Below are 24,770 nucleotides of genomic sequence, written 5' to 3' on the forward strand. Positions count from 1 at the left end.
TAATTTTATTTACAATTAATTCTATTTTTCATAAATTCACTAAATTTTATAATTAAATCATTTTCTTAAGAATTACTATAAATCTAAAAATAGGTCTATTTTTTTTTAAAAAAGAGTGGGGGATGAGTCAAAAGGTTAGTATATATATTTTCCATTGTGTTCATAGACTTCATCATTTTCACAGATTACTGTTCCTCTGTTAATGGTCATGATGTTACTTCCATGGTATGGTCTATTTTCAAATGGTGTGTATTTCCCTTTAGTATATGTGTTTTCTGTGCTAATTTTTCCAGTTTCTTTCATATCTATTACTGTGATATCGGCATCATATTCTTTTTCTATTTTTCCTTTATTTGGTATTTTGAATATTTTTGCTGGATTGTTACACATTAATCTAACTATATCGTGAAGAGTTAAATTATTGTTATTAACTTCTGTTAGCAGTAGTTTCATTGATGTTTCTAGTCCGGGTATTCCTGCAGCACTACTCCATGTGTCTTTTTCTTTTTCTTCTATTGTGTGTGGTGCGTGGTCTGTTCCTATACTATCAAATTCATTTAGGTTGGATATAGTAATATTATAATTACTATCTCTTAGAGGTGGATTTGTTTTTGCTTTTACTCCATATGTTTCATATACATTATTTTCTAGGAATAGATGATGCGGTGTTGCTTCTATGGTTATGTTTAGTTTTTCTCGTGCTTCATGTATTAATTCAAGTGTTTGTCTTGTGCTTATGTGACATAGATGTAATTGCAGGTTATATTTTTTTCCTAATTCTATTGCTCTGTTTACTGCTATTAGTTCTGTTAGTGGACTTCTTGCATAACTATATGTTATTATTTTTTCTTTATTTTCCGGGTCTTCTTTTAGTCGTTTTATATTATAGTCTACTAGTGTTTTATCCTCACAATGTAAGCATAATGGTTTATCGGTTTTTCCTACATAACTAAACATTTTATCTAGTTGTTCATTTGTATGTAAATCCATGAATATTTTATATGATGCTGGTTTTTCTTTGTTTATTTCTAGCACATCTTGCTCAGTTTTAACACCTGCCTGTAGACCAAAGTCAACTATTGATTTTTGTGCTATTTCCTTTTTTTCTTGGAAGTTTTTTAGGGTGTCTGTTTTCGGTATTGTGTTTGGCATGTCTATTACGGTGGTGTATCCTCCATGTGCTGCTGCCTGACTGCCTGTTTTCCATGTTTCCTTGTGTGTTAATCCGGGGTCACGGAAGTGTACATGGGGATCTATTAGACCAGGTATTACTATTTTATCTTTTATGTCAATTGTTTTGTCTGTGGCTGTGTCAGAAGGTAGTATTGTTTTTTTTATTTCTTTTATTTTTCCATTTTCTATAATGATATTTATGGTGTTATTGTCTATTGTTTTACAATTTTTTAATATGAGATTTCCCATCTTTTTTCACCTTCATTATATTTTATTTATATTCGTTTTTCTATTTTATATGATAAGAATTCTATGGTTTATTTTTTTCCTATTTTTTCTAGGCTTTGTTGTTATATGATTATATATTAGTTTTAACAAATTTTTTCATACGTATTGATATTATTAATTTTTAGGGGTTATTATAATGGGTATTGAATCATTTGTTGAGAATAATTTATGTAGGGATAGAAAGCAGTTTTATAAGGATCTGGATTCTAATGGTCTGAAAATTATGGGTAATAAAAATATTACTCCTATGATTGCTGATTTTACTGAGTATTCTCCTTTACATAATGGACATTTATTTTGTATGAATGAAGCTAAACGTTTACATCCTGAATGTTTATTTGTAGCAATTATCCCAGGATTGTTTGAACGTAATGGTAGAGGATTACCTTATATATTAACTAGACAAAAAAGAGCTGAACTTGCAATTAAGGTAGGTGCAGATATTGCTGTAGAAGGTCCACCTATGGGTATCATGGGTTCTGGCCAATATTCCTTATGTTTATCTTTAATGTTTAAGGCACTGAATGCCGATTATATTCCAAGAGGATATATTAGTAATGACCCTAAATTTAAAATAATACTTAATTATATAAATAATGGTAAGGGCGTAGCACCAAAACCATATAAAATTATTTCTATGGAAGATAAAAAGGTGTTACTTGAAGGGAAATTAAGCAATGATGATTATGTTATTGTGTCCCTTGCTAAATCATTGACAAAACTAAATTTTGATTTTAAGAATAAATTTATTTTCATTCCAAGACTAGAAAATGTTAGTGGTACTAAGATAAGAGAAATGGTATCAAAAAATGAATTCAATAAATTAGATGATATGTTACCAATTGAAACCATTAACATGTTAGAAAAGGAAATTGAAGCAAATCATGCTCCATTACATGATGTGAGAGCAACAAAGACCTTGCTTGATAATGTGAATAATCTATCAAGAGATGAATTATCTAATTTAGCTCTCATGGATGATAGTACAGTTAGTAATATACTTGATAATAGGCCATTTGATAATATTGACGAGATATTAAATAATATTACTTATGGATTCAGTAGTCATAAAAAACAGAGAATACTAAGTGTATTAGAGGCAGGTATTTTTAAGGATGAGATACATAAATATATTAATAATTATCCACAAAAAATCAGAATCTTAGGATATAAAAATAAAGATATTCTGAATCAATTTAAAAATAATATTAATAATAACTTAATAGGAGATAATGGAAAAATATGCCAATAGATGATAAAGATTTTGTAAAACTAAATTACACTGGAAGAGTTAAAGAAACTGGAGATGTATTTGATACTACATACGAAGATGTAGCTGAAGAAGCAGGCATCAAAAACGATCAAAAAGATTACCATCCAATGGTTTTAGCTGTAGGATCATCACAATTAATACCAAAATTACATGATGAGATTAAAGGCTTAGAAGTAGGAGACAAAAAAACAGTAGAAATACCATGTGAAGATGCATTTGGTAAAAGAGACCCTAGTTTAATAAAATTAATTCCAATGAGAGAATTCAAAAGACAAAACATAAAACCTTTCGTTGGCATGCCATTAACATTAGAAGGAAATCCTGGTGTAGTAAGAACAATCAGTGGTGGAAGAGTAAGAGTAGACTTCAACCATGAATTAGCAGGTAAAGACATAGTATACGATTTAGAAATTGTAGACACAATCCAAGATGACGCAGAAAAAATCAAAGGATTAATAGAAGTATACTACGGAAACCCTAACTTAGATGTTGAAAAAACAGAAATCGAAATAGAAGATGGTGTTGCTAAAATTACACTAGACAAATTATCCGGATTTGAACAGAGAACTGTACAAGAAGTAACATTATCCAAATTCAGAGTAGCTAGAGAAACATACGAAAACATTGAAGGAATAGAAAAAGTTCAATTCATCGATGAATTCGAAAAACCAGAACCAGAAGAAGAAACTGAAGAAGAAGCTGATTCTGAAGAAGTAGCACCTGAAGTATTACCAGATGATGAAGAATAAGTAAAATAAAGGGATTATTATTTAATCCAAATCTTATTTTTTTTATCTAAAAATTTACTATTTTTTTTATTAAACAATTTCTGAGGTCATTTCAATCATCTTTTCACATTGAATCAGATCCTCAATAGTATTTAATACAGTTGTTATATTCTCATTTTCAAAATAACATACTAATTTATTATCTATAACCTCAGATTCAACAAAACCCTCATTATCAGGGTATAATGATTTATAAGCAATTTCTGCATATTTATTATCCGTATATGTAAAAGTCATTTTAGTTTTTACTTTCATAAATTTAAAACCCTATTTATTTATCAATATTAACTAATTTATAATTTATTTATTAATAGTAAAGTATATTAAGTTGATATTTCAAAAAAATTATATAATTAATAAGAAATAATAATCTTATTCTAAGTCAATATATGTATTAATATAAAATCTATTTTTTATTAACACTATTTTTATATAATATCTTTAACATATCATAAATTAGTATATTCAAATTCATAAGTTAATTACTGAATTTGATTTTAATGAATACTATTTATTGTATTATTAATTAGATTTTTTCAAATATTTTTTTCACAATGGAAATAAAGTATTTAGTTAAACGGAGGAGAATAACATGGTTAGACCATACACAAGAAAAGATTATATTAGAAAAATCCCAGCATCAAAAATTGTACAGTATGACATGGGAAATTTATCAGAAGACTACCCATTACAAGTAACATTAGCAGTTAAAGAACACACACATTTATCACACAGTTCCTTAGAAGCTGCTAGGGTAGCTGCAAACAGATACTTACAAAGAACAACCGGTAAAATGGGTTACAGATTAAAAATAAGAACATACCCTCACCACATAGTAAGAGAAAACCCTATGGCAACTGGAGCAGGAGCCGACAGGGTTCAGAGTGGAATGAGAGGAGCATTTGGTAAAGCTATAGGTTCAGAAGCTTTAGTACGTGCAAACCAAAAAATTATTACAGCATACGTAAATGTTAAAGACTTTGAAAATGCAAAAGTAGCACTTAACAGAGCTGCAATGAAATTACCAGTAACTTGTAAAATTGTTATAGACAAAGGACATGACCTTGTACAATACTAAGTTTATAACAGTTTAGTACAAGATTATAAAATAGATTAAGGATTTAATAATAGAATAAATAGTGGTATTTATATAACCCACAAAGATGACTGATTATTATCATATTTCATGAAATAATTGGTTAATAATCCTTTTCGTATGTTATATAAATAATTATCAAATAATAATAAAATAAAATTTTTTAGAAGAGTGTTACAGATGAATTACGTTGAATTTTTTAAAGAGATAGGTAAAGATGATATACCTATTGCTGGAGGTAAGGGAGCAAACCTTGGAGAATTAACAAATGCAGGAATTCCTGTACCTCCAGGATTTGTAATCACAGCAGAAACCTATCTTAAATTCATAACAAAGACAGGTATTGTTGATAAAATTAATGAAATGTTAGATGGACTTGACTTTAATAATACAACAGAATTAAATAGAGTAGCAGACAACATCAAAGAATTAATTACAACAACTGAAATACCTGAAGATATACAACGTGTAATTATTGAAGCATATAATGCATTATGTATGCAGGTAGATATCGAAGACGTAGTTGTAGCTGTAAGATCATCTGCTACAGCAGAAGACTTACCAGATGCTTCATTTGCAGGACAACAAGATACATACCTAAACATTTCTGGAATAGATGATGTATTATATAATGTAAGAAAATGTTGGGCATCATTATTTGAAGCAAGAGCAATTTTCTACAGAGCAGAAAATGATTTTGATCATTCAAAAGTACTAATTGCTGTAGTAATACAACAAATGGTAAACTCTGAAAAATCAGGAGTAATGTTCACAGTTGATCCATCAACAGGAGCAGAAGAAATGCTCATAGAAGGAGCATGGGGACTTGGAGAAGGTGTAGTATCAGGTACAGTAACACCAGATACATGCCGTTTTGATAAAATAAATGATGAAGTAAAATCATACAAAATAAACACTAAGAAAACCATGTTCACCAAAAATCAGGAAACTGGTGAAACAGTACAAATTGATGTTCCTGAAGATAAAAAAGATGCAAGAGTATTAACAGATAGTGATCTTGAACAACTAACACAGCTTGGTAGAAGAATACAGAAACATTACGGTGCTCCTATGGATACTGAATGGGGTATCGAAAATAATAAAGTATACATGTTACAAGCAAGACCAATCACAACATTAGGCAATATCACTGAAGAAAAAAGTTCCTCATCATATGATGAAGAAGAAAGAGAGATTATTGTAAGAGGTCTTGGTGCAAGTCCAGGTATGATTTCTGGTACAGTAAAAATTATCAAAGACTTAGATGAACTTGATAAAATAGTAGATGGAGATATACTAGTAACAACAATGACAACACCTGATATGGTACCAGCAATGAAAAGAGCTAACGGTATTGTAACTGATGAAGGTGGAGTAACCTGTCACGCAGCAATTATTTCAAGAGAATTAGGAATACCATGTGTATCAGGTACTGGTGAAGCAACTTCTGTACTTAAAGATAATCAAGTAGTTACAATTGATGGTAAAAAAGGATTAGTATTTGAAGGAGAATTCAAAGAAGAATCTGAATCAACAACTACCCAAGCAACACAGGCAGTATCAGCAGAACCATTATTAACAGTAACTGATGTTAAAGTAAATGTTAGTATGGCTGATGCAGCAAAAAGAGCATATGCTACTGGAGCAGATGGAGTAGGATTACTAAGAACAGAGCATATGATGCTAGAAACAGGTACAGTACCATATAAATTCATCGATGAAGGTAGAGAAGATGAATTAGTAGACGTACTAGTTAAAGGAATACTCAAAGTAGCAGATGTATTCTATCCAAAAACAGTATGGTACAGAACACTTGATGCACCTACTGATGAATTCAAAACATTAGAAGGTGGAGAAAATGAACCTGACGAAGCAAACCCAATGCTTGGTTGGAGAGGAATCAGAAGAGAATTAGATCAGCCAGATATTCTCAAAGCTGAATTCAAAGCAATCAAAAAACTCCATAATCAAGGATACACTAACATAGGCGTAATGCTACCATTACTACATAAACCAGAAGAACTACGTCAAGCAAAAGAAATTGCAAGATCTGTCGGTTTAGAACCACATAAAGATGTAGACTTTGGTATGATGGTAGAAACACCAGCAGCAGCAATAATCATAGAAGACTTCATAGAAGAAGGACTTGACTTTATAAGTTTCGGTACAAATGATTTAACTCAATACACTCTAGCATTAGATAGAAACAATGAGTTAGTTGCTAAACATTACACCGAAGCACATCCTGCAGTAATAAAATTAATTACAAGTGTAATTAAAAAATGTAAAGCAGCAGGAGTAACTACAAGTATCTGTGGACAAGCAGGTAGTAAACCTGAAATTGTTGAGAAATTAGTAGAAGCTGGAATTGATAGTATTTCAGCAAATACAGATGCAGTTCCTACTATCAGAAGAATAGTTGCTAAAGTAGAGAAAAGAATCATGCTTGACGCAGCTAAAAAAGTTTTAAATGATAATTAAGTTTTAAGTAAACACTCTTCATCATTATCATTTTTTTAAGATTTTATTTTTTTTAATGTTATTTTTATATGACATTTTTTCTATTTTTTTTATAATTCTAAATGTTGTTAAAATCCATTTAAATATTCTTTTTTTTTTAATATTCTGATTTCTATTTTTAATTGAAATATTTGCTATAGAATATAATAGTAAAATTTCAAGGATATTATTGGATAACATGTAGTGATTTGTTTTTTTTTTAACTTGAATAAAATTTTTTATGACATGATTTACAAATAATTATATTAGAATTATTGTGTTAATTTTTCTATAAATTTTTTTTCAACACATTTAATTAGGGTTAAATAATGCATGATAAAGGAAGAAGTAAAGAAGATATTTTTAATGATTTAAATAAGTTTCATAGTATGGATATGTGCTATGATTCAGGTAAAATACTAGGTTCTATGTGTACTAAACCAGATCCTATTGCTGTGGAAGCTTATGAAATGTTTCTAGAAACTAATCTTGGTGATTCTGGATTGTTTAAGGGTACTAGTATGATGGAAGTTGATGTTATTAATTCATTAGGTAACTTGTTACACTTAGATAATCCTTATGGACATATTGTTACAGGTGGTACTGAGGCTAATATCATGGCTATGACTGTAGCTAAGTACTTATTTGAAGAGGAGCATACGGGTGTTCCTGAGTTAATTTTACCTAAGAGTGCTCATTTTTCTTTTAAAAAAGTTTTATCTATGTTATCCATCAAGCCTGTTTTTGTTCCATTAAATGAGGAATATAAGATAGATGTTTCAAAGTTGGATGATCTGATTACAGAGAATACTATGGCAATAGTTGCTATTGCAGGTACGACTGAACTTGGACTGATTGATGATATTAAAAATATCTCTAAAATAGCATATTCAAATCAGGTATATCTACATGTAGACGCAGCTCTAGGTGGATTTATGATACCCTTTATAAATATGGACAGGGAGCCTAAAATAAACTTTGACTTTAAATGTAAAGGTGTATCTTCTATGACTATAGATCCACATAAAATGGGTCTTGCACCAGTACCAGCAGGTGGAATTATCTTTAGGAAAAAAGAATACCTGGAAAAACTAGCTGTTAAAACACCCTACCTTACTAGAGACCATCAGACAACATTAGTAGGTACTAGAACTGGAGCTTCAACAGCAGCAACATGGGCGTTAATTAACTATTACGGAAAAGAAGGATACAAGAAAATAGTGGATAGTGTACTAGATTTAACAAAATATACGTATACTATACTTAAAGATATGAAACATGTTCATGTAGTACATAAACCAGAACTAAATCTATTATCATTTATATCTGACAATATGGAAGTGGATGTATTACAGGAGAGATTGCTTGAGTATGGTTGGAGAGTGTCAGTATCAGAATATCCTCATGCAATAAGATTAGTATTAATGCCTCATATTAAGAAAGAACATATAAATCAGTTTATTATAGATTTAAAAAATATATTGAATGAATAAATATAAAAAAGTGAATCATATAAAATATGGGTGGTGAAGATAATTTATGGATTTATCCACCATAAATTACTTTTATAATTTCTAATTCATCATCATCTTTAACTATTTCGTCTTCAGTTACTGTATCACCATTTAATTTAACAACAACTGTTTCTATTGGAATTTCTTCTTGTTTTAGTATATCTTCAATTTTCGTGTTTTCGGATATGTCTATTTCTTTAACATTACTTTTATTAATCAGTTTTATACTCATGTTAATCTATTCTCCTATTTTTTCATGTATTTGTTTTAAAAATTTACAGGATTTACATATTCTCTGGGAGGATGGTTCTCCACATATTTCACAGGTACTATTAGGTTTTCCAGGATGATTTTCAAGGTATTCCTCTCTTATTACTGGCCTGATTTTTTCAAATCCATTAAGAATAGAATACATTATTGTCGGATGTTTTATAGTAGTGCTTCTTAGGAAGTCACCTACCTCCATTCTAAAGGAGTCATGTGCATATGGACAGCCATCAAAGTGTACTTCAAAGCCACTTTCTAACACATATAATCCAATCTCTTTTTCAGGTATTTTACGTAGTGGTTTTATTTTCTGGGTAAATCTTTCATCACTAGCCTGTGTTTTATAACCTATGCGTACCATGTTGTTTATGTTACCTTCAAGGTAGTTCATTAGTATACTTTGTGTTTCATCATCAAGGTTGTGACCAGTTGCTATTTTTGTAGCATTAACTTCCCGTGCTACCTGGTTAAACACTTGTCTTCGGAATACTCCACAATATGTGCATGCATGTTGTGGATTTGGTTGATTTTTTTCTGCTTCCATTATCTTGTCTATTGTAAAACCATACTTATCTTGGAAGGATATTATATGATGTTTTATATTTAGTTTTTCTGTAGTATCCTTTGCTATACGTATACCTTCTTCACGGTATCCAGCAATTCCTTCATCAATAGTTATTGCTTCCAGTGCTATAATGTGTTTTTCTTTGAGTATGTTTAGTATTTTTAGCAGGGCTACACTATCTTTTCCACCAGATAGTCCTACCAGTACTTTGTCACCCTTGGTGATGAGTTTTTGTTTTCTTATTGTTGTGAGTACTTGTTTTTCTATTGATTTTCTAAAGCAGCTACTACATAGTCTTTGTCCATTATATTTTCTATGGATTATTGGCTTGTTTCTTCCACATTGTGTACATAGCTTTTCTGTCAATTTCAATCTCCCTTATATTTATTTGAATATAATCTTGTAATCAGAATAAAAAAATTTGTAATTTAATTTTTTTGGTGTGTGCTTCTTATTAATATTATATTTTTTTAATTCTTTTTATTTATTATCCATGGGTATTTTTAGTAGAATTAGTTGGTTATTGTTAATTAGTATATGGGGTGATAGAGGGGGGGGAGTGTGATAATATGTACACTAGAATATTGGGAAGTCCTGTACATATTTTTTGTTTAATTTGAGTGCTATTTCTGCTTTTTCCAGTTCCATTCCCAGATATGCTGCATGTTCCATTCTACTTATAAGATCTCTTCTTAGTATTTCTTCATAAATTGCACGTGCTGTTGTTGCTGTTATCACAGCTGTTTTCTCATAATTTTGATATAATACTGCCTTGATTAAATTATCTTTAACAATAATTTTAAAGCTACCTTTTGTGTCAGGTATGAATTTTCCATCAGCTACTGCTTTGATTTCTGGAATGTCCTTAGTATCTATTTGAATATCATCCTTCTCGTACTCATCTTTTAGTTCTATAAGATTAATTCCGAGATTCTTTGGAATGGTATTTCTTATATTAGCTATGAACATCATATTTGATGCTGTTTTAAGTTCTTTTATACTGTTTTTTGTTTTCAAACTAGCTTCTGGAGTAAATAGTATATTTGCACCTATTTCCATTCCAATTCCACTAAGAACTGCATTAACACCATTACTATCTGCATCAAGTAGTTCTGATACATTGCCCACTCCGAAAAATAATGGTTTTGTAGGATTACGCTGTCTGTATAATGAACATGCAATAATAGAATCTGTTAATGAAAAACTATTTATCGGGTCAAGTAATGGGTCGGCTATTGTCTGAATATTTCCACATAACTTGTCAAGTTTTTCTAGTGATTTTACTCTGTCTATCGGAATCTTAGGGATATAATTTTTAGAGTAATTTGTCGGTAATATTACACAGCTAGCATCATAATCTCTGATGTCATCAAGTACCTTACTATAATTTCCATGATCTAAGCTAAGTACCAGGTCACATCCTGCATTTAATCCACTTTTTATTTCATCAGGATTTAATGTATCAATACTTACCGGCACATCATAGTTATCTTTAATAAGTTTCACCATTTCATATGCCTTGTCAGGGTCATTTTCACCTGCATGCATTCCAATATCCACCATATCTGCACCAGATTCTATGTAGTATCCTACTCTCTCTATTAGTCTATCCTCTGTTAGTGATGGTGCATTTGCAATTTCTCCAAGAATTCTCATTGGAAAATCGGGTCCTAGTGGACAATCTTTTATTAATATGTTTGATTTTTTTTCTAGTAGTTGGTTTATTTTTTCACTACCTTGCTGGTAGTTATTGATTATCTGCATTGCTTCCTGATATTGTTTGTCTCTTATAAGTATATTTGCAGGACGTGATGTGGATAATTTCATTGTATTTACAATGTCTAATGTTAGGTTAATATCGGCAGCATTTGTTGGTCCTTTATAGGAGGGTATGTTTAATTTTTCTTGTATTTCTGTTGTGTCCTGTTTCATGAGACCGGGTGTAATAATCATGTCAATATTATCTACAGGGGAGGTATTATCTGTGTTGATTGATTCAATGATATTTTTTTGTTTCATATAATATATTATCAGTTTTGGTGTTATGAATGCTGCAATGGGTATAGGCATTACTTTCAGGTATAGTTCATGGTCTTTGTAATTCTTTATTTTTTCTTTTATAATTGGTTCCGCTAGTTGTCCTGTTATTATTAATATTTTCAGTTTTACTTCCTCCTATTATTCCATTATAAATAAGTATTCCTGTTTTTTAGATATCCAATTTACTTATTAATATTATGTATTTTTTAATGGTTATAATTAATATACCACAATTATAAATATAATAAAAAATATAATGATAAAACATGATTAATTATAGTCTAGATATTTGTAGTATTTTATTTTCAAAAAACATATATCTACGATGTAACTATTTTTATTCAAGAGACATAATATAAAAATTATGAGATGATTTGGAGGAATATTCTCAATGATTGAAATAAGATTTCATGGACGTGGGGGTCAGGGAGCTGTAACAGCAGCAGAAATCCTGGCAAAAGCAGTATTTGAGGAAGATAAATATACTCAAGCATTCCCATCATTTGGTGTAGAGAGAAGAGGCGCACCAGTAACTGCATTCGCAAGAATCAGTGACAAACCAATAAGAAGAAGATATCAAATTTATGAACCAAAATATGTAGTTGTTCTTGATGAAACTTTAGCAAATGTTGTTGATCTTACATCAGGATTAAAAGATGATGGTTCAGTATTAGTTAATACAGAAAGGGATAGTATACCTTCCTTAGATGAAAAAAATATAGATACACACTTAGTTGATGCAACAGGAGTCGCATTAGATATAATCGGAAGAAACATAGTAAACACAACAATGTTAGGATTCCTATCAGCTAAAACAAACATAGTAAAAATAGATTCTCTATTAGACACAATTAAAGATACATTTAGTGGAAAAGTAGCAAAAACAAACGTGGAAGCTACAGAATTTATCTACAATAAATATGTTAACGAATAATTAAGGAGAATGGGTGAATATTATGGAATCAGTAGGAGCAGCTGTAAAAGAGCCTGGAAGTACCAGGAAAAACAAAACTGGAAGTTGGAGGACATTCAAACCAGTTGCAGATAAAGATAAATGTGTAAGCTGTGGTATCTGTTATTTATTCTGTCCAGATGGATGTATTGATTTAGAATATAATCCTAACTATGATTACTGTAAAGGTTGTGGAATCTGTGCAGAAGAATGTCCAGTAAATGCAATAAAAATGGAGAGAGAATAGTATGGTTGTAAAAGTTATATCATCTGCAGAAGCAATAGCTGAAGCAGTAAAAAGAGCAAGACCAAGTGTTATACCAGTATACCCAATTACACCACAAACTGTAATCTCTGAAAGATTAGCAGATTATGTTGCAGATGGAGATTTAGATGCTCATTATATAAGAGTAGAATCCGAACACAGTGCAATGAGTGCTTCTATAGGAGCAGCAGGTACAGGTGTAAGAGTATTTACAGCAACATCAAGTCAAGGTTTAGCATACATGCATGAACCAGTATTTGCTGCAGCAGGTATGAGAGTACCTATAGTAATGGCAAACGCAAACCGCGCATTATCTGCACCAATTAACATATGGAACGATCAACAAGATTCAATCTCAGAAAGAGATTCTGGATGGATACAAATATATGCAGAAACAGCACAAGAAGCATTTGATACCATATTACAAGCATACAAAATTGCAGAAAATCCTGACGTATCAGTACCAGTAATGGTATGTGTAGATGGATTTATATTAACACACACAGTAGAGCCAGTAGACTTACTTTCACAAGAAGATGTAGACACTTTCTTACCTAAATATCAAAGAGGACACTCATACTTAGATCCTGAAGATCCTATGAGTATTGGTACATTAGCAGATTCAGATTACTATCTTGAAATTAGACATGATTTAGAAGTAGCAATTGAAAATTCAAAAGCAGTAATTGAAGAAGTAGGCAAAGAATTCGGAGAAAAATTCGGAAGATCATACGGTTTAATAGAAGAATACAAATCCGAAGATGCAGACATTATAATACTAGCAATGGGTTCAATTTGTGGAACAATAAAAGATGTAATTGATGAACAAAGAGAACAAGGTAAAAAAATTGGACTAGTAAGAGTAAGGTCATACAGACCATTCCCAAAAGAAGCTCTTAAAGCAGCAGTTAAAGATGCTAAATTAGCAGTTCTTGATAAAAACATATCCTTCTCATCTGGTGGAGCATTATACTTAGATTCATGCTCAGCATTAGATAATGAAATATATGGATTTATCGTAGGATTAGGTGGACGTGACATTACTCCATCAGACATAGAAGAAATCATTGAAAAAACCGAAAATCCAACTAAAAAAGTAGAATGGATAGGATTAAGGGAGTAGATTAAGATGGATATTGACGAAAGAGAATATTTAGCATCTGGACACAGAGCATGTGCAGGATGTGGTGCTACAATAGCTGTAAGATTAGCTTTAAAAGCATTAGGACCTAATACAGTTGCAGTATCAGCAACTGGATGTCTTGAAGTAGTTACATCACCTTATCCAGAAACTTCCTGGAACATACCATGGGTACATGTAGCATTCGAGAACGCTTCAGCAGTAGCAAGTGGTGTAGAAGAAGCACTTAAAGCACAAGGAAAAGAAGATACAAACGTCGTAGTATTCGGTGGAGATGGTGGTACAACAGATATTGGATTACAATCATTATCTGGTGCAATGGAAAGACAACAAAACATAATTTATATTTGTTATGATAACGAAGCTTATATGAACACAGGTATTCAGAGAAGTAGTTCAACACCATTTGGTGCAAGTACAACAACTTCCCCTGCAGGTAAAAAAAGTTTCGGTGAAGATAAACCTAAGAAAAACATGGCAATGATTATGGCAGCACATGGAATTCCATACGTAGCAACAGCATGTGTATCCCATCCATATGATTTAATGAACAAAGTTAAAAAAGCAGCTGAAACTAAAGGACCAGCATATATACATGTGTTACAACCATGTGCAACAGGTTGGGGTTACGCTCCTAATAAAACAATTGAATTAGGAAAACTCGCAGTAGACACATACTCATGGATACTCTACGAAATTGAAAACGGTGAATTAAATATCACTGTAAAACCTGATAAGAAATTACCAGTAATTGACTACTTAAAAGTTCAGAAACGTTTCAAACACTTAGACGAAGCACATGTAAAAATGATTCAGGAACTTGTAGATCAACAAGCTAAAGAGTTAGGTTTAACGGAATAAATTATATTATATAATTTTTCCTCTTTTTCATCTTATTTTAAGCTCCCAAGCATAACATTACTTTTTTGTTTAGACATTACTTTTTTGATTTATTTTAATAATGAACTATTATTATCTAAAATATAATTATAATTATTAGTATTGACATATTCTTTAATAGTAAACATTTATTTTTTGAATAATAGGATGATAACATGATAACACAAGAACAAGTAGCAGATGCAGTATGTGAAATATATAAGAAAGCTGTGATTATTTTACCAACAGACATAAAAGAAGCATTGGAAAATGCTTATGAAAATGAAGAAAGTGATATAGCACGTTTAAATATAAAATCTATACTAGATAATATAGCAATAGCAGAGGAAAAAAGTATTCCTATGTGTCAAGACACAGGATTACCAATAATATTTGTAAAATTAGGAAAGGTTGACGTTGAAAATTTACAGGAAGGAATAATAGACGGAGTAAAAAAAGCCACAGAAACAGTACCACTAAGAACAAATGTTGTTGACCCGTTAACTAGAAAAAATTCAGGAAACAACATAGGAAATGGAATACCTCAAATAAACGTAGAGCTATCAGATAAACCAGAACTGGAATTAACAGTATTTCCAAAAGGTTTTGGTTCAGAAAACAATAACAAACTAGCAATGCTACTACCTGGAGAAGGACTTGATGGAATTAAACAATTCTTTGAAGAATCAATAAAAGCTGCAGGAGGAAAACCATGTCCACCATCAGTAATAGGAGTAGGAATAGGTGGATCATCAGACATGGTAATGAAACTAGCAAAAAAAGCACTACTAAGACCAATAAATGAACATAATGAAGATCCAAGATTAGCACAGTTAGAAGATGACTTACTAGATATAGCTAATGCTACAGGAATAGGACCTATGGGTTTAGGTGGAAAAACCACAACACTAGGTGTAAATGTAGAAATGGCTGATACTCATACTGCAGGTCTTCCAGTAGGTATATGTGTACAATGCTGGGCTGCTAGACATGCTTCAATAACCTTAAAAGATGAATAAAACATTAATATCATCTTACAATTCTTATCTTTTTTTAACAAAATTAATTTAGAATAATATAATTACTTATTTAAAATTTTGAAAACTGATTGTATAAAAAATAGAAATTACTATAGCTATTAGTTTTCGGGTAATAAATTCTTTAAAAAAAAATAAATCAGAGGGGGTTATTAGTCATATTCCCTAAGGGGTGATGGCTCACACTACCTAAATAATAGGGGGAACTATTATTTATTTTATTATATTTTTTTACGACTTTTTCTAATGACTAAGGGATTATAAATTTTATAACTTTATAGGGAATTATCTTTTTATTTACTTAATTTTGTTTTATTCTATTTTTTGGGAATATGACTTAAATGGGGATTTTATTCGGTTTCGTATTTGTTCATTAACAATACTTTTGCACCGATACTTTCTGATCTGTCAGCTATTCTTTCCAGGTATCTTGATGTTAATATGAATGGTACTAAAACATCTATTGTATCGGTGTTTTCTTTCATAGTTTTTGTGATGGTAAGTAAAAATTCATCGAATAAATCGTCTACAACATCATCATCTTCTTCCAGCTCAGCAGCTTCTTCAGAATTTCTTGTTAAGAATGATCTGATACTTCTTTTAAGCATACTTCCTGTTTCTGCAGCCATTTTGTTCATGGATTCTAACGGTTTTTCAGGAATTTCATCTACTTTTAAGTCTGATGCAATTCTTGCAATATCTATTGATAATTTGCTGATTCTTTTTAAGTGAGAAGATATCTTTATAGAACTTTCAATGAATCTTAAATCATTAGCTACAGGTTGTTCCATAGCTAATAATTTTAAACACATTTGTTCAACTTCTTGACTTTTTTCTGTGATTTCTTTTGTGTTTTCTTCTATTTTCTGATATTTTTCATCAGAATAGTTGTTAAATAAGTCTATAGCTCCTTCATAATTTGATATAGTTAAATTACTTAGTTCTTCTATAGAGTCTTCTAGTCTTCGGATTTGTTTTCTAAATTTTCTTCTATATTCTGGCATTTTATTCACATCTCTTTATCGTGTATTTAAATAATATCTATCCATCTGTTTTATCCGAATCTACCTGTAATGTAATTTTCGGTTTGTTTATTTGTTGGATGTAGGAAGATATCCTCTGTATTTCCTGTTTCTACAATTTCACCATTTAAGAAGAATGAAGTATATTTAGAAACACGTGTTGCCTGCTGCATGTTGTGTGTAACAATTACGATTGTATAATCATCTTTTAACTGATTGATTAAATCTTCAACTTTAGTAGTTGAGATTGGGTCTAATGCAGAACAAGGCTCGTCCATTAATATTATTTCAGGAGACACTGCTATGGTTCTAGCAATACATAACCTTTGTTGTTGACCTCCTGATAATCCAAGAGCAGATTTATCTAATTTATCTTTAACTTCATCCCATAAAGCTGCAGCTTTTAAACTTTTTTCAACGATTTTTTTGATTTTACTTTCGTTACTTTCACCGTGAATTCTAAGTCCATATGCAACATTATCATATATAGATTTAGGGAATGGGTTAGCTTTCTGGAATACCATTCCAACTTTTTTTCTTAGGTCAACAACATCTATGTCATCGCCATAAATATCTTTACCATCGATTACGATTTCTCCTTCTTTTCTGAAGATAGGTATTAAATCATTCATCCTATTTAATGTACGAAGGAATGTTGATTTACCACATCCTGATGGACCAATAAGTGCTGTAACTGCATGTTCTTCAATAATAGTATTAATATTTTTTAGCACATGGTGATCATCAAAGTATGTGTTCAAATTTTTTGCTTCAATAATTTTTTTACTCATATTATTCTCCCATCATTTTCTTTTGATATCTTTCAACTAAAATGTTAGTTGTAATAGTTATACCTAATATTATTACTATAAGAACTACTGCTGTTCCAAATGTATTTTCAATTGAAATACCTTCAGTAGCTAATATGTATAAGTGTAATGGTAATGGTCTTGCAGGATCAAATATTGTTACAGGTACTGCAATTGATGAACCGACTGTATACATAATTGCTGCAGTTTCTTCTATTGCTCTTGCCATACCAAGTATTACACCGGTTATGATTCCAGGTATTGCTGCAGGTAAGATAACATTTTGAATTGTCTGCCATCTTGTTGCACCCATACCAAGACTTCCTTCTCTGTATGCTGCTGGCACTGCATCTAAAGCATTTTCAGCAGTTCTCATTATTGTAGGCATAGCCATAATAGCTAATGTTAGGGATGCTGATAATATACACCATCCTAAATGTAGAAATTCTACAAAGAATGCTAAACCAAATAAACCAAATATGATTGATGGAAGAGATGCTAATGATTCTGAACAGAATCTTATTATCTGAACAAATTTTCCACTTCCTGCATATTCATACAGATATACTGCAGCTCCTACTCCTATAGGTGTAGCTATTATCACTGCAAAGAATGTTACATAGATTGTAGATACAATCATTGGGAATATACCACCACTAGCACCAAAATCTACAGGTGCAGTTGTTAAGAACTCCCAACTAATTACAGGTAATCCTTTTACAAGGATGTATCCTATGATTACAATTAAAATTAATAATGTTATTAATCCTAATGCATAAAATATTCCTTTCATTATACTATCATTTCTCTTACAAGCTGCTGCATTGGTTGATGCTTCTGTATTGGATGAGCTCATAAATCTCCACTTCCTTCAATTCTACTTTTGTAAGCTACATAATCTGCAATAGCTATTAAGATCATTATCACGATTAATAGTATAATACCAGTTGCGAACAATGCATTGTAGTGTAAGTCAATTGCGTAACCCATTTCTAGTGCAATGTTTGATGTTAATACTCTTACTGGTTCGAATATTGATCCAGGTATTTGAGCAACGTTACCAGCAACCATGATTACTGCCATTGTTTCTCCAATAGCTCTACCCATACCAAGAATAATAGCTGTTACTATTCCAGGTGCTGCTGTTGGTAAGATAACTTTATAAATTGTTTGCCATTTTGTTGCACCTAATCCATATGAAGCTTCCTTCATTGCACCAGGTACAGCATATATTGCATCTTCAGATACACTAATGATAGTTGGTAATATCATAATTGATAATATGATTGAAGCTGCGATTAAACTGAAACCAGTTCCTCCAAAATGGTCTCTTATAAATGGTACTAGAACAACCAGACCAAAGAAACCATAGATAACTGAGGGAATACCAGCTAAACTTTGGATTGTTGGTTTTAATATTCTATTCATTGTATTGTTTGCGTATTCAGTCATGAATACTGAGCACCCAATTGATAATGGCACTGCTATTACTAGTGAGATGGCCATCATTTCGAGGGTACCTATAATCATTGGGAATACACCGTAGACTTCATCTTTAGGTGCCCATTTCATACCAAATATGAAATTGAAGAATCCTATTTGTTCGATTGCAGGCATTCCTTCTACAACTATAAACCCAATAATAAGTAATATAATGATTACTGATAATATTGCAATTATCATTAATCCTTTTTCTATTATTAGTTCTGTTAGTTTATTATTTTCCATAACTAATCCTCATTAACATTTTAGAAAGTTTTAATTTACAGGGACTAAACCTTCTTCTGCTACTATTTGTTGACCTTCATCACTTAATGTCCAGTTAATAAAAGCTTGTGTTGCATTGTCTGGTGTTTTGTTTGTCAAGAATAAAAATGGTCTTTGTACTACGTAACTACCGTCTTTTATTGTTTGATCGTTTGGTTCTACACCATTAATTTTAAGTTTTTTAACTTGGTTTTCTCTTAAGTCTGATAATGATGCAAATCCTATAGCTTTATCATCTGTTGATATTGACTGCATAAGTGAACCTGTTGAACTTTGTACAACAGCATTTGATACGAAGTCTTCATCATCAAGTACAACTTTAGTTATTGCATCTCTTGTTCCAGAACCTTCTTCACGGGTAATTACATTTATTTTACCTGGACTTCCACCTACTTGGCTCCAGTCTGTGATTTTACCTGTGAAAATGTCTTTCACTTGGTCTTTAGTTAAATCAGATACATTGTTACTTGGGTTTACAATAATTGCTATACCATCTGTTGCTATCTGTGTTTGTGTCACATTAGCTCCTGCTTTCTTGGATGATAACTTGGAAGAATAAGTACCTATTTGGGCTGAACCTTTTTTAACACTGTTCAATCCCATGGATGATCCTCCACCTTGAACTGTTAGTTTATCAACAGAGTCATTTTCCATGTAAGTGGTTGCTAATTTCTCTGCAACAGGTTGAACGGAAGTCGAACCAGCTATAGCTATATTGTTATGCTTTTCAGCTCCCGGGGCAAAAATCATAAATCCGGCAATAAGTAGTATTACGACTACTAATATTGCGAGTTTATATTTTCCTTTCATTTATTTTATACCTCTTAATTTAATATTTTCATAATCTGTCTCCCTGTTACTTAGTAATTTGTTAGAAGTATATTTAAAGCATGTGGAAAATAGGTATTTTTTTTCCTAAAATATGAAAAAACTATTAATTTGATTCACATTTTAGGAATTTTTTTAGATGTTATGAGTTTAAGATATGCATAAAAGTAAAATATTGTTCTTATTTTAAGAACATCTCAAAAAAATTAGTGAAATAAAAAATAAAAAAAGTGTAAACAATGTGAACTAAACATCCAAAAACCAGAATAAACCTTGTTAAATTCAAAAAAAAATTAAAAAATTTTAAAAATTATTTGTTCTGGTCAAAATACTTGAAATGTTGTTTTCGTAATGTAGACTGATTTTCTATGTAAAATTGGGTGGTAGCTTCAGTAATTTCAATAGAAATATCACCAATACGTTCAAAGGATTTTACAACTCTGAATAATTTAAGATAATACGGGGAGTTATTTTTGTTAATATCAGCCTTAGCCATCTGGCTAGAAATCTTCTTAGTAGCTAATTTCTGTAAATTAGTTAATTCATGTTCATAACGATCCATTTTATCCTTAATATTCAAGTCACGTTTAAGAAAACTCTTAACAGCCTTTTTGAACATAGTAGAAGCCATATCATACATTTCCTCTAACACATCAAATACAGGCTTCTTAACCTCAGTATGCTCTTCGAGAACAAATTTTGGTATATGACATATATGGTCACCGATACGCTCCATATCATATGCAATTTCATTAAACATGATAGTGTTATTAAACTCAAAAAATGGGTCAAGAGATAACACAGTATCTGTAGAAGATTTGATTTTTGAGTACATATGATTGGTATTCTGATCTTCATCTAATGCTTTCTGTGCAAGTTCAAGATCATTATTTTTCATAGCTTCAAAGGACCATTTGAACTGTTTTAAAATCTGTTCACCCATCTCCTTCATCATTTCTTTAATGAAATATTCACCTGAATACTCTGGAACAGAATGCTCTGTTTCAAAATTCTCAGATATTTCATTAAACTTCTTTAAATCAACAACATAAGCTTTTTTAATTACATTTTCATCTATAAGAGGTTTCAGTAATTTAGTCACATAACGCCTACTAATGTTTAATTTATCAGCGATTTCATCTTGAGTAGATGGTGATTCATATAATATGATATCTAAAATCTCTTTCAATGTATTATTTTTCATATTCTTTGGCATGTTTTAGCTCACTATAATAAAAAATTCATAATTTAAATTTTAATTAGTATTTATTTTTATTCATATAATAAACTTAACCCTAGTAATTATTCTATAAAAAATGAATAATAATTCACTAAATGATTTAACATGATTACTATATATTTTAAAATTAGTGTACAAGAATTAATTAATAATTAACTTGATATAGAACAAAAAATCCTATTGATTTCACATTAAATACCTATAAAATTTTTTTATTATATAAAAATAGTAATAAAACAAGCTTTGATTTAATATTAAACAACAATTATAAACTTTAAAAAATATAAATAATTTTCTAAAAAATCAATAGCAACAATTAACAAAATTAAATAAAAATAGTAATTAAAAAAACCATAAATAATAATTAGAAAAAAAACAAAAAAATGGAATAAAAGAATCATGTTTACAGAAACCAATTATAAAGAAGAAATGCCAGTAAACTTACTAAGAAAAATTATGCAAGCAAGGAAAATGTTTAAAGATAAAGGTATAAGTAAATCTGGATATAACCACTTCCAAAAATTCTCATACTATGAATTAAAAGATATAATTCCAGAGGCAATAGAAATATGCATAGAACTCGATATTGCAACAAGATTCACATATGAATATGACCATTATGCATTAAAAATCTATGACTTGGAAAACAAGGAAGAAACAGAATTCTGCATGCCAGCACAGGAAATACCAAAAGAAGGAAATATGAACAATCAACTACAGAATCTAGGGAAAGTACAAACATATATCAGACGATACCTATACATGCAATTTCTAGATATAACAGAAAATGACGTGGTGGATGCAAGTAACACAAAAAATGATCCAGCTAAGAAACCTCGAAACAAAAACCTTAAATATCCAGTACTATAAAAAGTAGGAGAAAAAAATAAAAATGACAGTAGAAGAAGTATATGCAGGAAAACTTGTAGATAGAAAATCTAAATTCTATGCACATCTCTACAGAATAGATAATCTTGACCAGGATATAACTGAGATACAAAAAATTCATAACAAGAAATATAAAAAAGCAGCACATCACTGTTATGCAGCATTAGTAAATGGTGAAGAGGATTCACGTAATGATGGAGAAGTAGGCTCACCTGGAAGAGTTCTACTAGAACTGCTACAGGAGTATAATCTTGATGGCTATATGATTATGATATCACGTAAATTTGGTGGTATTAAATTAGGTCAAGGTGGAGTAGCAAGAGCATTTAGAAATACAGGTAGAGGTGTAATAGAAGCTTACCTTGAAAGTCAAAAATAAGAAGAATTTTAATCATCACCAATACTCTTTTTTACAATATCTCTTTTTTTCAATCTAGTATTTAATCTATACAATAGATATCCTAAATTGTTGTAAAATTTATTAAAGATAGTGTTTTTCATAAAAAAAATCATTTCAAAAAAAGTAATATCAAAAAAATAGAAAAATAAACTTCCTATTTTTTATTAGTAATAATAGTAGTCATCATCAAAATCATCATCATATATTGTATCCTTATTTCTTGGTTTTTTATATTTCTGATTTTTTCTTGGCCTAGAATACCTTTGATTATATTGATCATCATAATAATTATCATTATATTGACGATTCTGTCTTTTTCTAGGATGTCTAGGTATATTTCTAGGTTCAAATTCTCTAGGTTTAAATTCACGAGCTCTACTTTTATTAGTTTCTTTTATTTCATCTGGCACTGTAACAATAGTGTATAATATTGCTAAAATAATAGCTATATTCACATACTCTTTTAATGATGCAAATAATGAGAATAACAGTGAAGCTTGTGTACTTGTATCAGCATAACCTATGATTAATTCAATTGCTCCTACAATTATTAGTATAATACCATGTTGTGTTCCCAGTTTTTTAGATATCAATGGATATATACCCATAATAACTAATGCATATCCTATAGTTCTGAATAAAGTCCAATTAGTAATTGACTCTAAACCATAGAATATATCATAAGGTATAATTCCAATTGCACCTAAGAAGTGAACTAATTCTATAATTAATATCACTACTAAAGGGAATAAAAACAATGCTTTTGTACTAATATGTGATGAATCCTCACTCTGTACTTGAGGTCTAGGTTCATATGAATAATTATCTCTAATACTATATCCACTATTATCATTTTGATATGAATGATATTTAGGTGGTTTTGATTGTTCATGCTCTGATAACTTTTTAGTTACAGGATTAATCAGCCTTTTCATTATTTCAGCAGCTAATGAGGTAACAACTGCTCCTATAATAGTACCACTAATACCCATAACTGAAGTTAATAATGCAGTGATTCCCGAAATCATTGCTAAAATTAAGATATCAGTTATCTGTGATTTTGAAGTCATTAAATTTCAACTCCCTTTATTACATTTTATTCTAAGTTTTTTTATATCTTTTTTATAATATATAAATGACTTGTATATAAATATAAAAAAATCAATTTAGATTAATTTTCAAGTAAAAATAGCATAATGTAATGGTTGTTTTTAAATTAGTGCAGGGGATGGGATTCGAACCCACGTAGGCCTACGCCAGAGGATCTTAAGTCCACCCCCTTTGGCCAGCTCGGGCACCCCTGCATATAAAAAAATAGTACTTTTTTCTTTTTTCATGATAGTACAAGCCTTAGGGGGGAATTGAACCCTCGACCTACGCCTTACCAAGGCGTCGCTCTACCCCTGAGCCACTAAGGCAATTAAATATTAAAAATTAGTTTTTAAATTAGTGCAGGGGATGGGATTCGAACCCACGTAGGCCTACGCCAGAGGATCTTAAGTCCACCCCCTTTGGCCAGCTCGGGCACCCCTGCATTTCTATAAACTGTGTTTTAAAAATCTTTAAGTTCTAAACTTTAATAGAACAATATTATATTGTGTTAAACTACTATATATACTTTATCCTATATCGTTATAAAAAGAGTATACTTCACCATTAGACTTACAAATTTTTATACATATATCTACAGTAGTAACTTCATAAAAATATTTGTTATAATATTTTTTTGAGTAAAAAATAAAAGTACCATCATCCCATTTTTTTTGCATGATTCATTTTTTACTGAGAAATAAAAATGTAATATTTTTAAATAATCTGGATAAAAAATTTAATATTTTATAATTATGATTATTTTTAATTATTTCATCAATTTTTTATAACTTTGTTCAATATCCTAAAATCTCATCATTATTAAAAAATTCTTATAATATATAGCATAAAATTTCTTAAAATAGGAAGTAACTCTAAAAAAGCTATTCATAATATACTGGAATATTATGAATTATACTTCTTCAAATGAGAATATTCATGAAATTATA

24 protein-coding genes and 3 tRNA genes are annotated in these 24,770 nt (G+C 30.4%); 12 read left to right on the plus strand and 15 right to left on the minus strand.

Features of this window, described 5'->3' with window-relative positions:
* Window positions 1-135: 135 nt before the first annotated feature.
* A complete protein-coding gene (locus OTK55_RS04540; protein WP_274870869.1) occupies window positions 136-1,422 on the minus strand; it encodes a dihydroorotase in 1,287 nt (428 codons plus the stop codon).
* A 175-nt stretch (window positions 1,423-1,597) separates the two neighbouring features.
* Here OTK55_RS04540 and OTK55_RS04545 point away from each other — a divergent pair, with 175 nt between their 5' ends.
* Together OTK55_RS04545 and OTK55_RS04550 are read left to right on the plus strand one after the other, a co-directional pair.
* Window positions 1,598-2,713 (plus strand): nucleotidyltransferase family protein, encoded by a 1,116-nt coding sequence (locus tag OTK55_RS04545; protein ID WP_274870870.1) that lies wholly within the window; start codon window positions 1,598-1,600, stop codon window positions 2,711-2,713.
* Window positions 2,704-3,483: a peptidylprolyl isomerase gene (locus OTK55_RS04550; RefSeq protein ID WP_274870871.1), complete on the plus strand. Its 780-nt coding sequence runs from the start codon at window positions 2,704-2,706 to the stop codon at window positions 3,481-3,483. The genes OTK55_RS04545 and OTK55_RS04550 overlap by 10 nt, the downstream gene beginning before the upstream one ends.
* Before the next feature lie 69 nt (window positions 3,484-3,552).
* Here OTK55_RS04550 and OTK55_RS04555 read toward each other — a convergent pair whose 3' ends face one another.
* The gene (locus tag OTK55_RS04555; protein ID WP_274870872.1) at window positions 3,553-3,759 is read right to left on the minus strand and encodes a KEOPS complex subunit Pcc1; all 207 of its coding nucleotides are present in this window, start codon (window positions 3,757-3,759) and stop codon (window positions 3,553-3,555) included.
* Between the two features lie 355 nt (window positions 3,760-4,114).
* On the opposite strand from OTK55_RS04555, the gene rplJ reads away from it, so the two are divergent.
* From rplJ to mfnA, 3 genes are all read left to right on the plus strand, one after another.
* Entirely contained in the window at window positions 4,115-4,600 is a 486-nt protein-coding gene (gene rplJ / locus OTK55_RS04560) for a 50S ribosomal protein L16 (protein WP_274870873.1), read from the plus strand.
* A 198-nt stretch (window positions 4,601-4,798) separates the two neighbouring features.
* The gene (gene ppsA / locus OTK55_RS04565) at window positions 4,799-7,099 is read left to right on the plus strand and encodes a phosphoenolpyruvate synthase (RefSeq protein ID WP_274870874.1); all 2,301 of its coding nucleotides are present in this window, start codon (window positions 4,799-4,801) and stop codon (window positions 7,097-7,099) included.
* Window positions 7,100-7,446: 347 nt separating this feature from the next.
* On the plus strand, window positions 7,447-8,610 hold the full coding sequence (gene mfnA / locus OTK55_RS04570) for a tyrosine decarboxylase MfnA (protein ID WP_274870875.1): 1,164 nt from the start codon (window positions 7,447-7,449) through the stop codon (window positions 8,608-8,610).
* A 52-nt stretch (window positions 8,611-8,662) separates the two neighbouring features.
* Here mfnA and OTK55_RS04575 read toward each other — a convergent pair whose 3' ends face one another.
* The 3 genes from OTK55_RS04575 to OTK55_RS04585 form a co-directional block, all read right to left on the minus strand.
* A complete protein-coding gene (locus OTK55_RS04575) occupies window positions 8,663-8,863 on the minus strand; it encodes a MoaD/ThiS family protein (RefSeq protein WP_274870876.1) in 201 nt (66 codons plus the stop codon).
* A 6-nt stretch (window positions 8,864-8,869) separates the two neighbouring features.
* Entirely contained in the window at window positions 8,870-9,829 is a 960-nt protein-coding gene (locus tag OTK55_RS04580; protein WP_274870877.1) for a TIGR00269 family protein, read from the minus strand.
* Between the two features lie 210 nt (window positions 9,830-10,039).
* A complete protein-coding gene (locus OTK55_RS04585) occupies window positions 10,040-11,626 on the minus strand; it encodes a dihydropteroate synthase-like protein (protein ID WP_274871770.1) in 1,587 nt (528 codons plus the stop codon).
* A gap of 268 nt (window positions 11,627-11,894) precedes the next feature.
* Here OTK55_RS04585 and OTK55_RS04590 point away from each other — a divergent pair, with 268 nt between their 5' ends.
* The 5 genes from OTK55_RS04590 (at window position 11,895) to OTK55_RS04610 (ending at window position 15,759) form a co-directional block, all read left to right on the plus strand.
* Window positions 11,895-12,437, plus strand: a complete 543-nt coding sequence (locus OTK55_RS04590) for a pyruvate ferredoxin oxidoreductase subunit gamma (RefSeq protein WP_274870878.1) — start codon at window positions 11,895-11,897, stop codon at window positions 12,435-12,437.
* 22 nt (window positions 12,438-12,459) lie between these two features.
* Window positions 12,460-12,702 carry a pyruvate synthase subunit PorD gene (porD, locus tag OTK55_RS04595; RefSeq protein WP_274870879.1) on the plus strand — a complete coding sequence of 81 codons (243 nt, stop codon included), beginning with the start codon at window positions 12,460-12,462 and terminating at the stop codon, window positions 12,700-12,702.
* A 1-nt stretch (window position 12,703) separates the two neighbouring features.
* The gene (porA, locus tag OTK55_RS04600) at window positions 12,704-13,843 is read left to right on the plus strand and encodes a pyruvate synthase subunit PorA (RefSeq protein ID WP_274870880.1); all 1,140 of its coding nucleotides are present in this window, start codon (window positions 12,704-12,706) and stop codon (window positions 13,841-13,843) included.
* 6 nt (window positions 13,844-13,849) lie between these two features.
* Window positions 13,850-14,722, plus strand: a complete 873-nt coding sequence (gene porB, locus OTK55_RS04605) for a pyruvate synthase subunit PorB (RefSeq protein WP_274870881.1) — start codon at window positions 13,850-13,852, stop codon at window positions 14,720-14,722.
* A gap of 194 nt (window positions 14,723-14,916) precedes the next feature.
* Entirely contained in the window at window positions 14,917-15,759 is an 843-nt protein-coding gene (locus tag OTK55_RS04610; RefSeq protein ID WP_274870882.1) for a fumarate hydratase, read from the plus strand.
* 368 nt (window positions 15,760-16,127) lie between these two features.
* Here the strand turns inward: OTK55_RS04610 and phoU are convergent, their stop codons facing one another.
* From phoU to OTK55_RS04640, 6 genes are all read right to left on the minus strand, one after another.
* The gene (phoU, locus tag OTK55_RS04615; protein WP_274870884.1) at window positions 16,128-16,781 is read right to left on the minus strand and encodes a phosphate signaling complex protein PhoU; all 654 of its coding nucleotides are present in this window, start codon (window positions 16,779-16,781) and stop codon (window positions 16,128-16,130) included.
* 50 nt (window positions 16,782-16,831) lie between these two features.
* Complete coding sequence (gene pstB, locus OTK55_RS04620; RefSeq protein ID WP_274870885.1) at window positions 16,832-17,590, minus strand: phosphate ABC transporter ATP-binding protein PstB; 759 nt, start codon at window positions 17,588-17,590, stop codon at window positions 16,832-16,834.
* A gap of 1 nt (window position 17,591) precedes the next feature.
* Entirely contained in the window at window positions 17,592-18,464 is an 873-nt protein-coding gene (gene pstA / locus OTK55_RS04625) for a phosphate ABC transporter permease PstA (RefSeq protein WP_274870886.1), read from the minus strand.
* The gene (pstC, locus tag OTK55_RS04630) at window positions 18,461-19,336 is read right to left on the minus strand and encodes a phosphate ABC transporter permease subunit PstC (RefSeq protein WP_274870887.1); all 876 of its coding nucleotides are present in this window, start codon (window positions 19,334-19,336) and stop codon (window positions 18,461-18,463) included. Before pstC ends, pstA begins: the two co-directional genes overlap by 4 nt.
* Window positions 19,337-19,366: 30 nt before the next feature.
* Window positions 19,367-20,185 carry a phosphate ABC transporter substrate-binding protein gene (locus OTK55_RS04635; RefSeq protein WP_274870889.1) on the minus strand — a complete coding sequence of 273 codons (819 nt, stop codon included), beginning with the start codon at window positions 20,183-20,185 and terminating at the stop codon, window positions 19,367-19,369.
* A gap of 328 nt (window positions 20,186-20,513) precedes the next feature.
* A complete protein-coding gene (locus tag OTK55_RS04640) occupies window positions 20,514-21,419 on the minus strand; it encodes a PhoU domain-containing protein (RefSeq protein ID WP_274870891.1) in 906 nt (301 codons plus the stop codon).
* Window positions 21,420-21,842: 423 nt separating this feature from the next.
* On the opposite strand from OTK55_RS04640, the gene OTK55_RS04645 reads away from it, so the two are divergent.
* Window positions 21,843-22,313, plus strand: coding sequence for an ERF family protein (locus tag OTK55_RS04645; protein WP_274870892.1), 471 nt, complete (start codon window positions 21,843-21,845; stop codon window positions 22,311-22,313).
* Between the two features lie 22 nt (window positions 22,314-22,335).
* Window positions 22,336-22,710: a YigZ family protein gene (locus tag OTK55_RS04650; protein WP_274870893.1), complete on the plus strand. Its 375-nt coding sequence runs from the start codon at window positions 22,336-22,338 to the stop codon at window positions 22,708-22,710.
* Between the two features lie 185 nt (window positions 22,711-22,895).
* Here the strand turns inward: OTK55_RS04650 and OTK55_RS04655 are convergent, their stop codons facing one another.
* From OTK55_RS04655 to OTK55_RS04670, 4 genes are all read right to left on the minus strand, one after another.
* Window positions 22,896-23,801, minus strand: coding sequence for a hypothetical protein (locus tag OTK55_RS04655; protein ID WP_274870894.1), 906 nt, complete (start codon window positions 23,799-23,801; stop codon window positions 22,896-22,898).
* A 150-nt stretch (window positions 23,802-23,951) separates the two neighbouring features.
* Window positions 23,952-24,035, minus strand: a tRNA-Leu gene (locus OTK55_RS04660).
* Between the two features lie 42 nt (window positions 24,036-24,077).
* Window positions 24,078-24,149, minus strand: a tRNA-Thr gene (locus tag OTK55_RS04665).
* A gap of 32 nt (window positions 24,150-24,181) precedes the next feature.
* Window positions 24,182-24,265, minus strand: a tRNA-Leu gene (locus OTK55_RS04670).
* Window positions 24,266-24,770: the final 505 nt, after the last annotated feature.

Origin of the sequence: Candidatus Methanosphaera massiliense, from assembly GCF_028890305.1 — an archaeon.
Classification (GTDB): domain Archaea; phylum Methanobacteriota; class Methanobacteria; order Methanobacteriales; family Methanobacteriaceae; genus Methanosphaera; species Methanosphaera massiliense.

Excerpts from the sequence above, each read along its gene's own strand:
- OTK55_RS04545 (WP_274870870.1), top strand. The coding sequence starts at position 1,598 with ATGGGTATTGAATCATTTGTTGAGAATAATTTATGTAGGGATAGAAAG.
- rplJ (WP_274870873.1), top strand. The coding sequence starts at position 4,115 with ATGGTTAGACCATACACAAGAAAAGATTATATTAGAAAAATCCCAGCA.
- porB (WP_274870881.1), top strand. The coding sequence starts at position 13,850 with ATGGATATTGACGAAAGAGAATATTTAGCATCTGGACACAGAGCATGT.
- OTK55_RS04640 (WP_274870891.1), bottom strand. The coding sequence starts at position 21,419 with ATGCCAAAGAATATGAAAAATAATACATTGAAAGAGATTTTAGATATC.
- phoU (WP_274870884.1), bottom strand. The coding sequence starts at position 16,781 with ATGCCAGAATATAGAAGAAAATTTAGAAAACAAATCCGAAGACTAGAA.
- OTK55_RS04590 (WP_274870878.1), top strand. The coding sequence starts at position 11,895 with ATGATTGAAATAAGATTTCATGGACGTGGGGGTCAGGGAGCTGTAACA.
- mfnA (WP_274870875.1), top strand. The coding sequence starts at position 7,447 with ATGCATGATAAAGGAAGAAGTAAAGAAGATATTTTTAATGATTTAAAT.
- OTK55_RS04650 (WP_274870893.1), top strand. The coding sequence starts at position 22,336 with ATGACAGTAGAAGAAGTATATGCAGGAAAACTTGTAGATAGAAAATCT.
- OTK55_RS04540 (WP_274870869.1), bottom strand. The coding sequence starts at position 1,422 with ATGGGAAATCTCATATTAAAAAATTGTAAAACAATAGACAATAACACC.
- pstA (WP_274870886.1), bottom strand. The coding sequence starts at position 18,464 with ATGAGCTCATCCAATACAGAAGCATCAACCAATGCAGCAGCTTGTAAG.
- pstC (WP_274870887.1), bottom strand. The coding sequence starts at position 19,336 with ATGGAAAATAATAAACTAACAGAACTAATAATAGAAAAAGGATTAATG.
- porA (WP_274870880.1), top strand. The coding sequence starts at position 12,704 with ATGGTTGTAAAAGTTATATCATCTGCAGAAGCAATAGCTGAAGCAGTA.
- OTK55_RS04610 (WP_274870882.1), top strand. The coding sequence starts at position 14,917 with ATGATAACACAAGAACAAGTAGCAGATGCAGTATGTGAAATATATAAG.
- pstB (WP_274870885.1), bottom strand. The coding sequence starts at position 17,590 with ATGAGTAAAAAAATTATTGAAGCAAAAAATTTGAACACATACTTTGAT.
- OTK55_RS04655 (WP_274870894.1), bottom strand. The coding sequence starts at position 23,801 with ATGACTTCAAAATCACAGATAACTGATATCTTAATTTTAGCAATGATT.
- OTK55_RS04645 (WP_274870892.1), top strand. The coding sequence starts at position 21,843 with ATGTTTACAGAAACCAATTATAAAGAAGAAATGCCAGTAAACTTACTA.
- OTK55_RS04550 (WP_274870871.1), top strand. The coding sequence starts at position 2,704 with ATGCCAATAGATGATAAAGATTTTGTAAAACTAAATTACACTGGAAGA.
- ppsA (WP_274870874.1), top strand. The coding sequence starts at position 4,799 with ATGAATTACGTTGAATTTTTTAAAGAGATAGGTAAAGATGATATACCT.
- OTK55_RS04635 (WP_274870889.1), bottom strand. The coding sequence starts at position 20,185 with ATGAAAGGAAAATATAAACTCGCAATATTAGTAGTCGTAATACTACTT.
- porD (WP_274870879.1), top strand. The coding sequence starts at position 12,460 with ATGGAATCAGTAGGAGCAGCTGTAAAAGAGCCTGGAAGTACCAGGAAA.
- OTK55_RS04555 (WP_274870872.1), bottom strand. The coding sequence starts at position 3,759 with ATGACTTTTACATATACGGATAATAAATATGCAGAAATTGCTTATAAA.
- OTK55_RS04575 (WP_274870876.1), bottom strand. The coding sequence starts at position 8,863 with ATGAGTATAAAACTGATTAATAAAAGTAATGTTAAAGAAATAGACATA.